We start from the raw sequence: 12411 nt of genomic DNA, 5'->3' as shown, positions 1-12411 counted from the left end.
CGTCTCGCGGGTGCGACGGTGCCGGCGCGGTATCGCGGCCCGGACTTCGCGGCTTGCATGGGCGCAAAGGGGAGGGCAAGAAAGCGGCCTTCGCACGTCGCACGTCCCCCGAGGGTGAATGATCCTCGGCCAAGCCGCGGAACGGGTTCTCCATGCGCATCACCATGATTGGCGCCGGCTATGTCGGCCTCGTGTCCGGCGCCTGTTTCGCCGACTTCGGCCACATCGTCACTTGCGTCGATACCGATCCGGGCAAGGTTGAACGGTTGAATGCCGGCGCGATTCCGATCTTCGAACCGGGGCTGGAGGAGCACGTCGCGCGCAACCGCGAGGAAGAGCGGCTGTTCTTCACCACCGAGCTGGCTGACAGCGTGGCGGAAGCGGATGTTGTCTTCATCGCGGTCGGCACGCCGTCGCGGCGCGGCGACGGCCGGGCGGACCTCAGCTATGTCTACGCGGCGGCCGAGGAGATCGCCCGCCACGTTTCCGGTTACACGGTGGTTGTGACGAAATCGACGGTGCCCGTCGGGACCGGCGACGCGGTGGAGCGGATCATGCGCGAGGCGCGGCCGGACATCGATGTCTCGGTCGTCTCCAACCCGGAGTTCCTGCGCGAGGGCGCTGCGATCGAGGACTTCAAGCGCCCCGACCGCATCGTGATCGGTGTCGAGGACGAGCGCGCAAGGGAAGTGATGGGCGAGGTCTACCGGCCGCTTTTCGTCAACCAGGCGCCGGTGATCTACACGGGCCGGCGCACGGCGGAGCTGATCAAGTACGCCTCGAACGCCTTCCTGGCGACCAAGATCACCTTCATCAACGAGATGGCGGATCTCTGCGAGCGCACCGGCGCCAACGTTCAGGAGGTCGCGCGCGGCATCGGTCTCGACAACCGCATCGGCACCAAGTTCCTGCACGCCGGCCCCGGCTTCGGCGGATCGTGCTTCCCCAAGGACACCCGGGCCCTGGTGGAGACGGCCCGCGAATACGATGCGCCGTGCCGGATCGTGGAGAGCGTCGTGGCGGTCAACGAGGACCGCAAGACGCGCATGGCGCAGAAGGTCGTGAAGGCCTGCGGCGGCTCGGTCGCCGGCAAGACGATCGCGCTCCTGGGCCTGACCTTCAAGCCGAACACCGACGACATGCGCGAGAGTCCGTCGATTGCCATCGCCGAGGCGCTGACCGCCGCCGGCGCGACGCTGCGCGGTCATGATCCCGAGGGCGTGGAGCAGGCGCGCAGGGTCATGCCGGACCTCGACTACTGCGAAACGGCCTATCAATGCGTGGAAGGGGCCGACGCGGTGGTTCTGGTGACGGAGTGGGATGCCTACCGGGCGCTCGACCTTGTGCGGCTGAAGGAACTGTTGCGGGTGCCGGTGTTCGTCGACCTGCGCAACGTCTACCGCCGCGCCGAGGTGGAGCGTCACGGCTTCACCTATGTGGATGTGGGGCGGGGCTAGAGCAATCCCAGGAAAAGTGGGAACCGGTTTTCCGTCCGGGATTGCGTAGGGAAAAGTCTTTTCCGCTCACGCGAGCTCACTTCGTTCGCCGCTGCGCGGGCGCGCCCTGACCGGGCGGCGCGCGGTCGCGCGCTGGCAAGAGCAATCCCAGGAAAAGTGGGCACCGGTTTTCCGTTCGGGATTGCGGTCTAGAGATATCCCTCACGCCGAGTTCGCTTGCGCTCACCGGCTCCGGGAGGGCGGCCTGACCGGCCGGCGCGTGGTCACGCGCTGGGCAAAGCAATCCCAGGAAAAGTGGGAACCGGTTTTCCGTCCGGAAACGCGGCACGGCGATCCGCTTTCACCCCGCGCCTGGCCGTCGGTCTCACCCCGGCCAGTCGGTGATCTTCGAGCAGACCACGAGGATGCGGGCCGAACCCGGTCCGGCCGACGCGTAGAGATGGCCGCGGCGGCTGTCGAAGTAGACGCTGTCGCCGGTGGCCAGGACCTCCGGCGGCCGGTCCTCGAAATAGACCGTCAGGCTGCCCTCCAGCACCATCACGAATTCCTCGCCGCCGTGGCTGACGAAGCGCTCGAAATTCATCTGTTCGTAGGGCTGCAGTGTGCCGAGCATCGGCACCATCGCCTTGTTCCACACATCGGGAAACAGCATCTCGTACACGTAGTTCTCGGTGACGTGGCGGGCGTGCTCCCCCTTGCGGGCGACGGCAACCTGTCCGGGCTGGAAGCGCTCGCCCGCCTCGCTGAACAGTTCCGAGATATCGACGCCAAGCCCTTCGGCCAGCTGTGAAAACCGGTCATAGGTGAGCGCCATCAGGCCGCGCTCCACCTTGGAAACTGTGGAGACCGCCAGCCCGGAGCGTGCGGCGACATCGGCCAGCGTCAGACCCTGCTCGTGCCGGATGGCGCGCAGGCGCTCGCCCATGCGGATGCGGCGATCTTCGGCTTGGAGGCGGGGGGCCAGAGCGTCGTCCATGGCGTGAATCTACGGCCGCCCGTCGACCGCGTCCACCGTGATTTTCCGATGGGAAAATTCCCGTTTTCCAATTGGAAAAGCTTTGCTACGCTTTCCCCATGATCGACGTCGCCAGCACACAGCCGCACTACGAGATCGCCGTGATCGGCGCCGGCATCGCGGGTGCGTCCGTCGCGGCTGAATTGGCCGAGGCGGGGCGCCGCGTTCTGCTGATCGAGCGGGAAGCGCAGCCTGGCTACCACACGACCGGGCGGTCGGCTGCGCTCTTCACCGAAACCTACGGGCCACCGGCGATCCGGGCGTTGTCGCGGGCGTCTGCGCGCTTCTACGAGGCACCCCCGGAAGGCTTCTGCGCGAACCCGCTTCTCAGTGCACGCGGGGTGCTGATGCTCGCCCGCGCCGACCAGATGGATGCCTTGCACGCGCTCCACACCGAGGTCGCGCCGAAGGGCGATGTCCGCCTCATCGATGCGAACGAGGCGCGGTCGCTGGCGCCGTTGCTGCGTGCCGACTACGTCGCCGGCGGCATGGCCGAACCGGGCGCGCGCGATATCGATGTGCATGGGCTGCATCACGGCTACCTGAAGGCATTTCGTGCGGCAGGCGGGGAAACCCTGACCAACGGCGACGTACGTGCGCTCGCCCGCAGCAGCGCCGGCTGGTCGATCGAGGTCGGCCGGATCACGGTTCTCGCCGATACGATCGTCAACGCAGCCGGCGCCTGGGCCGACGAAATCGGGGCGCTCGCCGGTGCCGGCCCGATCGGACTGGTGCCGAAGCGGCGCACCGCGGTGATCGTCGCAGCGCCGCCCGGCACCGACCCGGCGCCCTGGCCGATGGTCGTCGACGTGGACGAACAGTTCTATATGAAGCCCGACGCGGGCCGGCTGCTGATCTCGCCGGCCGACGAGACGCCATCGCCGCCCTGCGACGCGCAGCCCGACGAGTACGACGTCGCCGTCTGCGTCGACCGGATCGAGACGGCCTTCGACATCCAGGTCCGTTCCATCGAGAACAAGTGGGCGGGACTCCGAAGCTTCGTCGCCGACAAGACGCCGGTTGCCTGCTACGATCCGGTCGCTGCTGATTTCTTCTGGCTGGCCGGGCAGGGCGGCTACGGCATCCAGTCCGCACCAGCGCTGGCGCGGACGGCAGCCGCGCTCATAGAAGGCCGGCCGATCCCGGCCGATATTGCCGATCAGGGGATCGCCGCTGCCGACCTTGCCGTCACGCGGCTGGATGTCGCGGCATGATCGCGCTGGTCCCGGTCGCGGCGGTCGTCTTCCTCGCATCGGGACTTGCGCTCGCCTACGTGATCGGCGGGTCGGCCGTACTGGCCTACGTGGCCGCGGACAAGGCGCGCTATCTCGCCATCCTGCCGCAGCAGATCTTCTCGCGCATCGACGTCTTCGCGCTCATGGCGATGCCGCTCTTCATCCTGGCCGGCGAGATCATGAACCGGGGGGGCGTCACCCGGGCGCTCATCGATCTGTCCATGGCGCTGGTCGGCCGGCTTCGGGGCGGGCTTGGCCACGTCAACATCATGACCAGCGTCTTCTTCGCCGGCATTTCCGGGTCGGCCGTGGCCGACGCGGCCGCGCTGTCGAACACGCTTGTGCCGGCCATGCGCGAGCGCGGCTATACGGACGCCTACGCCAGCGCCGTGACGGCGGCCTCCTCGATCATCGGCCCGATCGTTCCGCCGTCCATAATCCTGATCTTTTACGGCGCGCTGATGCAGACCTCGGTCACGGCGCTGTTCCTCGCGGGCATCCTTCCGGGGCTGCTGCTCGCCGGCGCGCTGTTCGTCGTGAACGCGGTCTTCGCCTGGCGCCATGACCACCCTCGGCTGGAGAAGGGCGAGACGCCGTCGCTCCTGCCGACGCTGCTGCGCTCCGGTCCAGCGCTGATCCTGCCCGTGGTGATCGTCGGCGGCATCGTGCTCGGCTGGATGACGCCGACGGAAGCCGCGGCCGTGGCCGTCTTCGTCGCGCTGGTGGCGGCCTTTTTCTACGAGGGGCTCGACCGCAAGTCCCTCGGCCAGGGCCTGAAGCGCACCGTCACGCTGTCCGGCTCGATCTTCATGATCATCACCGCGATTGCCGCCCTCGGCCATCTAGGCGCGCTGGAGCGGTTGCCGGAGGCGATCTCGTCGGGCGTGACGGAGCTCGGCCTCGGCCCCGTCGGCTACATGATCCTCCTGAACGTGCTGTTCCTGTTCGCCGGCATGGTGCTGGACGTGCCGGTGGCGCTGGCGTTGCTGGTGCCGCTGCTCGCGCCGGTTGCGCTGGAGCAGGGGGCCGACCCGGTCCATCTCGGCATCGTGCTGTGCTTCAATCTGTGCATCGGACTGGTGTCGCCACCGCTCGGCGGCTGCCTGCTGGTGGTCTCGGCGGTGACGAAGACGAACTACTGGAAGCTGGCCCGGGCCGTCATCCCGTTCGTGCTGGTGGAGATCGTGGTGCTCGGCGTGCTGGTCGCCTTTCCGGAGATCAGCCTGGCGATCCCGCGGGCGTTTGGAGTGCTTGGCGGTCGCTAGCGGGAGGGGAACCCGGTGGTGCGGCCGATGGACGTGTCTTTCAATCGAGGGGAAGTGGAGGAGTGATCATGCAGGTGTCCCGTATCGCGTTTGCGGCCGCGTTTGCCGCAACAATGGCGGTCTCCGGACCGGCCCTGGCCCAGGTCAAGGTAGCGCTCGACAGTCCGCCGGACCTGGAGGGCTCCGGCTCCTATGTCTGGGCGAACGCCTTCACCGAGTATCTGAACGCCAACGGCATGGAAGCGGAGGAATACCAGCGCGGCGCCCTTGGCGGAGACGACGAGCTGTTCGACCAGGTCTCCCAGGGGCTGCTCGAAGTGTCGATGTCGCCTCTGGCGATCCCGGCCTCCATCGACGACCTGATCTTCGGCCTGCGCCTGCCATACTTCTTCAACGGCATCGAGCAGGTCGATCGCGCCCTCTACGAGGGCGGCATGCTGGAGCAGATCAACGAGAAACTGACGCCGTCCGGCGTGCGCGTGCTCGCCGTGGATTCGGTCGGTCAGGGGGTCGGCATCTTCAACACGAAGCATCCGGTCACCACCATGGCCGACATGTCGGACCTGCGCATGCGCGCCCTCGATGAGAGCCAGATCGAACTCTACAAGGCGTGGGGCACGACGGGCACCATCGTAAGCTGGGCAGAAGTGCCGAACGCCCTGCAGACGGGCGTGGCCGACGGCTATCTGAACCCGCCGATCGTACCGCTCCTGTTCGGCCACACCGACTTCATCAAGTACTTCACCGACGCGGAGATCACGCCGTCGCTGCGCATCGCGATCGCCTCGGAGGACTGGTACTCGGGCCTGTCCGACGAGGAGCGCAAGACGGTCGACGCCGCCGTGGACGCCGCCAACAAGGCCAATCGCGACTGGCTGGCCAATCAGGGCAGCGTCTTCGACCGGCTGAAGGAGGCGGGCGTGGAGATCACCGAGCTCACGCCCGAAGCCCGGGACGCGTTCGTGAAGGCCTCGCAGACGACCTATGACAGCGGTCTCCTGACCGCCGAGCAGGTCGAGATGTGGACCGCGGCGAAGGGCGAATAGTCCCATGCGGGCGGTTACCGGACTGGTCCGGTTCTCCGACGGTCTGAACCGGGTGGCGCTCGCCCTGGCGGTTGTCGCGCTCGTCGTGATGGCCGCCTCGGCCGGCTACCAGGTGATCGCCCGCTACATTTTCGACGCGCCGCCCATCTGGACGGAGGAGCTGGCGCGCCGGGCAATGGTCTGGGCCGGCATGCTCGGCGCCTCCGTCGCCTTTCACGAGCGCTCCGATCCGACCCTGTTTCCCGGCGTCGCCCGCACCACCGGCGGCCTCGGCCGGCTGCTGGCGGTGGTCCGGGCCGCCGGCGTGACCATCTTCGCCGTGCCCGTGCTGTTCTACTCGGTCTTCGGGGCCAACTGGGCGCTGTCGCGCGGCTTCCTCGGCCGCAGCCTTGGCCGGGAGGCCGAAATGCTCTCCGTCCCGATGGTCTGGTTCACGGCCGCCGTGCCGGTCGCGTTCCTCATCATCCTGGTGCACACCGCGGCCTCGCTTGCCCTTCATCTGGCCACCGGCGCTCCGCCGCCCGACCGCTTTCACGCAGAAGACGAACCCGCATGAAGATCTTCATCGCGAGTCTCTCCACGGAGACGAACTCGTTCTCGCCGCTTCCGACCGGTCTCCTGAGCTTCGAGGAGGGGGCGATTGCCCATGGCGACGCCTCGCGCGCACCGGTGCAGTACTGGTCGGCGCCGATCAAGATCTGGCGCGAGGCTGCGGAGGCGGAGGGCTGGGAGGTCATCGAAAGCCTGACCGCGCACGCCCAGCCCGCGGGGCCGACGGTGCAGCCGATCTACGAGGCCTTTCGCGACGAAATCGTCAGCGACCTGAAGGCTGCGGGGCCGGTGGACGTGATCCTTCTGTCGCTGCACGGCGCGATGATCGCGACCGGCACCGACGACTGCGAGGGCGACCTCATCGCCCACTGCCGGACGGCGGCCGGCGCGGACGCTATCATCGGCGGGCTGCTGGATCCCCACTGCCACCTGACCGAGACGATGCTCGCCGAAGCGTCGCTGCTGGTGGCCTACAAGGAATATCCGCACGTCGACATCCCCGACCGCGCCAAGGACCTCTTCCGCCTGGCCGTGGATGCGGCGGAGGGGCGGAGCAAGCCGGTCATGCGCGATTTCGACTGCCGGATGATCCATGCCCTGCACACGCCCATGGAGCCGATGCGCGGCTTTGTCGACGGGCTCCTGGAGCGCGAGAAGGACGACGGGGTCCTGTCGCTGTCGCTGATCCACGGCTTCCCGTGGGGCGACCATCCCCGGGTCGGGGCGCGGATGCTGGCGATTACCGACGGCGATCCGGAGCGCGCGGCTGGCCTGTCAGATGAACTTGGCCGGCATCTCTTTTCGCTGCGCGACGCAATCGCGCGGCCCTATCCCGACATCGAGGGTGCGCTCGACCGGGTGGCAGAGGCGAGCGCCGGACCGGTGGTGCTGGCCGATACGGCGGACAACGCCGGCGGCGGCGCGCCGGCCGATGCGACGTTCCTGCTGCGGGCGATCCTGGAGCGCGGCATGACCGATATCGCCACCGGCGTCTACTGGGATCCGGTGGCGGTCCGCATCTGCCGCGAAGCGGGCGAGGGGGCGACGCTCGCTCTCCGGCTCGGAGGCAAGTGCGGTCCCATGTCGGGCGATCCGCTCGACCTGGAGGTGACGGTGATGAAGCTGGAGAGTGGCCTCACCCAGCGCTTCGGCTCGCTCGATTCCGCGCTTGGCGAGACCGTCTGGCTGCGCACCAGGGGCGTCGACATCGTCATCAACGACATCCGCACCCAGACCTTCCATCCGCAGGCGTTCACCGGGCTCGGCATCGACCTGTCGACGAAGAAGGCGGTGTGCGTGAAGTCGTCCCAGCACTTCTACGCCGGCTTCGCGCCCATCGGCTCGGAGGTGATCCATGTCGCGACCCCCGGCGCCATCACGCCGGACTACGCCAACATCCCGTTCACAAAGCGCGCGCCGACCTACTGGCCGAAGGTGGAGAACCCGTTTTCATGACGAATGCCCTGATCGAAAGCCGCGATGCCTTTGCCGCGCGGCATCCGGAAAAGCGGGTCGACCTCAACGGCCGCGAGTGGGGCGTCATCGAGGCAGGGTCGGACGGCCCGGTGCTGCTTCTGACCCCCGGAACGCTGGGGCGCGGCGATATCTTCTGGCAGCAGATCGACGCGCTGAAGGACCGGGTCCGCATCGTGGCCGTGACCTATCCCGCAACCGGCGGCGTTGCGGAGTGGGCCGACGATCTCGCGCTCCTGATGGACCGGCTCGGCATCGACAAGGCAACTGTCCTGGGCTCCTCGCTCGGTGGCTATCTGGTCCAGTATTTCGCGGCCGGATATCCGGAGAAGGTCGTGCGCCTGCTGCCGGCCAACACGCTCGTCTCCACCGAAGCGTCGCGCCAGCGGCCGCCCTATACCTCGGATCTCGACACCGCACCCATCGAGGAACTGCGCAAGGGGTTTGCCATGGGGCTCGGCGCCTGGCGCGAGGCGCATCCCGACCAGGCCGATCTGGTCGAGCTGCTGCTCGCCGAGGTGGGAGGCCGCATTCCCGAGATCGAGCTGCGGTCGCGTCTCAACGGCCTGAAGAAGGCGCCGCCGCTTCCCTCCCTCGACTTCCCGAAGGAGCGCATCGCCACCATCGAGGGCGACGACGATCCGCTGATTTCCAAGGAGATGCGGGAGGAGGCGCGCGCGCTGCTTCAGCCGGGCACGTCCTACCGGTTCGCGTGGGGCGGACACTTCCCCTACGTCGTGCGGCCGGAACTCTATGTCTCTCTGCTTGAAACCGAACTGGGCCTGTCGCTGACGGGCGAGAGCTGGGGCGAGGAGGCCGTGCGCGTCAAATGATCGTTCTCTCCGAAAAGGACATTCACGCGCTTCTGACCATGGACGCGGCGATCGAGGTCGTGGCGGAGACGATGAAAGCGGTTTCGCGCGGCGAGGCGACGCTGCCGCTTCGCCAGATCATGCCGGTGGGCGGACCCAACATGCTCGGTCTCATGCCCGGCGCCATGGAAGCGCCCGGCTGCTTCGGCGTGAAGCTCGTCTGCCTGTTCCCGGAAAACCCGCAGCTCGGCTACTCGTCCCACCAGGGCGCGATGGTGCTGTTCGAGACCCGGCACGGTGCGGCGATCGCGATGATGAACGCGGGGCGGCTCACGGCGGTGCGCACGGCGGCGGCGAGCGCGGTCGCGACGCGGGCTCTGGCCCGCGACGACAGCACGGTACTGACCATCGTCGGCACCGGCGAGCAGGCGGAGGTTCACCTGGAGGCGATGCTGGCGGTCCGCCCCATACGCACGGTGCGGATCGTCGGCAGGCGGCCGGAGCGTGCAGAAGCGTTCGCGGCGCTGGCGCGAAGCCATCATCCCGACGTGTCGATCGAGTGGGGCACCGACGTGAAGGCCGCGGTCGATGGCGCCGATATCGTCTGCACGGTCACATCGGCCAGCGCGCCCGTCCTGTTCGGCGACTGGGTCCGGCCAGGCACCCATCTTAACGTGGTCGGGGCCTCGGTGCCGTCGAAGACGGAGATCGATCAGGACCTGGTGGTGCGCTCGGCTTTGTTTGCCGACTATCGACCGTCGATCCATGCCCAGGCAGGCGAACTGATCGGCGCCATTGAAGCCGGCCGGATCGGCGAGGACCATGTGCGTGCGGAAATCGGCGAGGTGCTGTCCGGCGAAAGGCCGGGGCGTACCGGTGTCGAGGATGTCACCCTCTACCGCTCGCTCGGCATCGCGGCGCAGGATCTCGCCTGCGCCCACCATTGCTATGAGCTGGCTAAAGAAAGCGGCATCGGCGTCGACGCGCCGCTCGACTGATCATATGACCCGGTGCAGGCGGTACGCCACCTGCATCGGTCGTACGGGCAGAACCTGGGTCAGTGGCGGGTCAACTGCTCGACCGGCGCGACGTGGATCCGGTTTCGGCCCGCGGCCTTGGCCTCGTAGAGAGCCCGGTCCGCCCGCGCCAGCGTGTCGTCGAGGTCCTCGTCCTCCTCGCTCCGATAGGTCAGCCCGACGGAGATCGAGACGGCAACGCCATAGTCCTTCCCAAGCGATGTCTCACAGACCGCCTTGCGCATTCGTTCGACAGCAGCAGCGGCAGCGGAAACGTCGCAGCGGGGGAACACGATGCAGAACTCGTCGCCGCCGAGGCGACCGACGATGTCAGTCGGGCGGGAATGCGCCAGCAGGATCTCGCCGACACGCTTGAGGACCGCGTCGCCGGCAGCGTGACCGGCGGTATCGTTGATGCTCTTGAACGAATCGAGGTCGATGAGGGCCACCGTCGTCGGGGACCAGGCGTTGGAAGGGCGGGTGAGCATTGCCTCGGCCTTGCCAAGCAGCCAGCGGCGGTTCCCGATGCCGACCAGCGCATCCATGTTCGACTGTATCTCGAGTTCTGCCTTGGTCTCGGTAAACTGCCGGAGCAACGAGTTCACCGTCTTCATCAAGGTCCCTGCCTCGTCACGTCCGCGATCGGGAAGTGTGTTGAATTCTCCCTTCAGCCGGTAGCGTTCCAGTTCGTTGGTGACCGCCGCGATCGGAGCCAGCATGGCCCGCACGACGAAGACGGTTGCCACGGCTGCGACCACCGTTCCCGCCAGCATCAGAAGCAGGACCGAGAGTTCTTTGGCGAGCGGAACGTCGAGGACAAGCAGACTGGCAACGACCGTCGCCAGAAGCGGAATGTGCGTGCCGATGAAGCATAGGACGAGGATCTTCAGATAGTAGGATCTCGGCCAGGCAATGTCGGACAGCGCGGCATAGATGCGGAGGTTCGTCGGGGAGGCGATCGAGGACGTCAAGGGCAGCTCCGGACTGGCTGACTGCTCGCCGCAGGCTGTGCCCTCACTCACAGCAACGGAAATCAGAACGGCAGGGACGTATCGCGGCCGCCAAGGTCGATCAGATCGTCGGCGGACGCAACGCCGCAAAGGTGGTATTCGCGAAGAGTTCAGCCAAGCATGTTGCCGGTGCGGCGCCTTTCGAGGCGATCTTCCGCGGCGGGCGACCTGACAGTCTTCCCACTCACGCCGCCCATGCGCCGGTCCGTCCCGGTCCCGAGCGGGTCCGCGACCTTTGGGGCGGGTCAGCCGTTTGCCACCCGCAGCTCCGCGACCTTGTCCTTGTCGGTCGCAAAGCCCGCCTTGCCGGCATAGCCGCCGACGATGGCCTGGCGTTCGGCCCGGCTCATCACGTCGTCGATGCGCTCGAAGCCGGCCGGGGCCCGCTTCTCCGCCTCGTCGATGACGCGCTCGGGTCCGCCCTTGCGGTTGAGGCGCACGACCTCCGCCGTCTTCGGCAGCCGGTCCTGCTGGTAGGCGTAGAGCGCCTGGCAGGGATGCTCGGCCGCGGCCAGAGCATCGGCCAGGGCCCGCGCGTCCAGGATCGCCTGGGAAGCGCCGTTGGAGCCGACCGGGTACATGGGATGGGCGGCGTCGCCGAGCAGCGTCACCCGGCCGAAGGTCCATTGCGGCAGTGGATCGCGGTCGGCCATCGGATACTCGAAGATCTGCTCGGTGGCCTCCACGAGGCCGACATGGTCGAAGCCCGGAATGCGAAAGCGCTTGGCATAGGGAATGACGAGCGAGCGCTGCGCGGGACGCGACCAGCTCTCCTTCTGAGGCGAGGAGTTCGCGCCGTCGGCCATCTTGATGTTGACCACCCAGTTCATGAGCTGGCGCCCGCCTTCTGGATGGGCGATCGGGTAGAGCACGAACTTGGCGCCCATGCCGCCGCCGATCGCCATGGTGCGGCCGTCACCCCAGGGTGTCCACATGGCGGCGCCCCGCCACATCAGCACGCCCGTCCAGGACGGCGGCCCCTCGTTCGGATAGAAGCTGCGCCTGCCCACCGAGTGGATGCCGTCGGCGCAGACAAGCACGTCCCCGGTCACGGTGGTGGCCGCGCCGCCGGTCACCGCATCGGCGAAGTGGGCCGTGACGCCGCCTTCATCCTGCATGAAACCGGTGAGCTGCAGGCCGGTCTTCACCACCGCCTCGCCGGCGCGCTGTACCAGCCCGTCGTGGATGACCTTCTGCAGGCGGCCGCGGTGGATGGAGAATTGCGGGACCGGGTGGCCGGCGTCGGTGCCGCGCGGCTCGCGCCAGACCTCCTGGCCGTATCGGTTGTAGTAGAAGAGCTCGCGGGTGCGGACGCCCACATTGTCGAGGGCGGGGAGAAGGCCGATCTCGGCAAGTTCGCGGATGGCGTGGGGAAGGGTGTTGATCCCGACGCCCACCTCGCGCACTTGCGGCGACTGCTCGTAGACCTCGACCTCGATGCCGCGGCGATGAAGCATCAAGGCGAGGGTGAGCCCGCCAATGCCGGCCCCGGCGACGATGACCTTCATGATCGATCCTCCTCCTGAGCGG

The 12411-nt window shown here is 67.6% G+C and carries 11 protein-coding genes; 8 read left to right on the top strand and 3 right to left on the bottom strand.

All coding sequences use genetic code 11. From position 1 onward, the window contains the following. Nucleotides 1-152: 152 nt before the first annotated feature. Nucleotides 153-1457, top strand: a complete 1305-nt coding sequence (locus tag C507_RS0102995; RefSeq protein WP_018698175.1) for a UDP-glucose dehydrogenase family protein — start codon at nucleotides 153-155, stop codon at nucleotides 1455-1457. A gap of 364 nt (nucleotides 1458-1821) precedes the next feature. Here the strand turns inward: C507_RS0102995 and C507_RS0102990 are convergent, their stop codons facing one another. Beyond that, nucleotides 1822-2433: a helix-turn-helix domain-containing protein gene (locus C507_RS0102990; protein WP_018698174.1), complete on the bottom strand. Its 612-nt coding sequence runs from the start codon at nucleotides 2431-2433 to the stop codon at nucleotides 1822-1824. A gap of 98 nt (nucleotides 2434-2531) precedes the next feature. On the opposite strand from C507_RS0102990, the gene C507_RS0102985 reads away from it, so the two are divergent. From C507_RS0102985 to C507_RS0102955, 7 genes are all read left to right on the top strand, one after another. Continuing rightward, nucleotides 2532-3686 (top strand): NAD(P)/FAD-dependent oxidoreductase, encoded by a 1155-nt coding sequence (locus C507_RS0102985; protein ID WP_018698173.1) that lies wholly within the window; start codon nucleotides 2532-2534, stop codon nucleotides 3684-3686. After that, nucleotides 3683-4972, top strand: coding sequence for a TRAP transporter large permease (locus C507_RS0102980; protein ID WP_018698172.1), 1290 nt, complete (start codon nucleotides 3683-3685; stop codon nucleotides 4970-4972). Before C507_RS0102985 ends, C507_RS0102980 begins: the two co-directional genes overlap by 4 nt. Before the next feature lie 68 nt (nucleotides 4973-5040). Continuing rightward, nucleotides 5041-6018, top strand: coding sequence for a TRAP transporter substrate-binding protein (locus tag C507_RS0102975; protein ID WP_018698171.1), 978 nt, complete (start codon nucleotides 5041-5043; stop codon nucleotides 6016-6018). Nucleotides 6019-6022: 4 nt separating this feature from the next. Continuing rightward, nucleotides 6023-6574 carry a TRAP transporter small permease gene (locus C507_RS0102970; RefSeq protein WP_018698170.1) on the top strand — a complete coding sequence of 184 codons (552 nt, stop codon included), beginning with the start codon at nucleotides 6023-6025 and terminating at the stop codon, nucleotides 6572-6574. Further along, nucleotides 6571-8025: a M81 family metallopeptidase gene (locus tag C507_RS0102965; RefSeq protein ID WP_018698169.1), complete on the top strand. Its 1455-nt coding sequence runs from the start codon at nucleotides 6571-6573 to the stop codon at nucleotides 8023-8025. The genes C507_RS0102970 and C507_RS0102965 overlap by 4 nt, the downstream gene beginning before the upstream one ends. Further along, nucleotides 8022-8876, top strand: a complete 855-nt coding sequence (locus tag C507_RS0102960; RefSeq protein ID WP_018698168.1) for an alpha/beta fold hydrolase — start codon at nucleotides 8022-8024, stop codon at nucleotides 8874-8876. Before C507_RS0102965 ends, C507_RS0102960 begins: the two co-directional genes overlap by 4 nt. Next, complete coding sequence (locus C507_RS0102955; protein ID WP_018698167.1) at nucleotides 8873-9853, top strand: ornithine cyclodeaminase family protein; 981 nt, start codon at nucleotides 8873-8875, stop codon at nucleotides 9851-9853. Before C507_RS0102960 ends, C507_RS0102955 begins: the two co-directional genes overlap by 4 nt. A 59-nt stretch (nucleotides 9854-9912) precedes the next feature. On the opposite strand, the gene C507_RS22230 is transcribed toward C507_RS0102955, so the two are convergent. Further along, nucleotides 9913-10842 carry a GGDEF domain-containing protein gene (locus C507_RS22230; protein WP_018698166.1) on the bottom strand — a complete coding sequence of 310 codons (930 nt, stop codon included), beginning with the start codon at nucleotides 10840-10842 and terminating at the stop codon, nucleotides 9913-9915. 284 nt (nucleotides 10843-11126) lie between these two features. Beyond that, entirely contained in the window at nucleotides 11127-12389 is a 1263-nt protein-coding gene (locus C507_RS0102945; RefSeq protein ID WP_018698165.1) for a flavin-dependent oxidoreductase, read from the bottom strand. Between the last annotated feature and the right edge of the window lie 22 nt (nucleotides 12390-12411).

The sequence above is a fragment of the Amorphus coralli DSM 19760 genome, assembly GCF_000374525.1.
GTDB lineage: Bacteria > Pseudomonadota > Alphaproteobacteria > Rhizobiales > Amorphaceae > Amorphus > Amorphus coralli.
Note: the sequence above shows the minus strand (reverse complement) of the source record. Positions and strands in the feature narration are given on the sequence as shown.

Bases quoted from the DNA above. Each gene is read 5' to 3' on its own strand.
- C507_RS0102995 (WP_018698175.1), top strand. From the start codon at position 153: ATGCGCATCACCATGATTGGCGCCGGCTATGTCGGCCTCGTGTCCGGC.
- C507_RS0102990 (WP_018698174.1), bottom strand. From the start codon at position 2,433: ATGGACGACGCTCTGGCCCCCCGCCTCCAAGCCGAAGATCGCCGCATC.
- C507_RS0102985 (WP_018698173.1), top strand. From the start codon at position 2,532: ATGATCGACGTCGCCAGCACACAGCCGCACTACGAGATCGCCGTGATC.
- C507_RS0102980 (WP_018698172.1), top strand. From the start codon at position 3,683: ATGATCGCGCTGGTCCCGGTCGCGGCGGTCGTCTTCCTCGCATCGGGA.
- C507_RS0102975 (WP_018698171.1), top strand. From the start codon at position 5,041: ATGCAGGTGTCCCGTATCGCGTTTGCGGCCGCGTTTGCCGCAACAATG.
- C507_RS0102970 (WP_018698170.1), top strand. From the start codon at position 6,023: ATGCGGGCGGTTACCGGACTGGTCCGGTTCTCCGACGGTCTGAACCGG.
- C507_RS0102965 (WP_018698169.1), top strand. From the start codon at position 6,571: ATGAAGATCTTCATCGCGAGTCTCTCCACGGAGACGAACTCGTTCTCG.
- C507_RS0102960 (WP_018698168.1), top strand. From the start codon at position 8,022: ATGACGAATGCCCTGATCGAAAGCCGCGATGCCTTTGCCGCGCGGCAT.
- C507_RS0102955 (WP_018698167.1), top strand. From the start codon at position 8,873: ATGATCGTTCTCTCCGAAAAGGACATTCACGCGCTTCTGACCATGGAC.
- C507_RS0102945 (WP_018698165.1), bottom strand. From the start codon at position 12,389: ATGAAGGTCATCGTCGCCGGGGCCGGCATTGGCGGGCTCACCCTCGCC.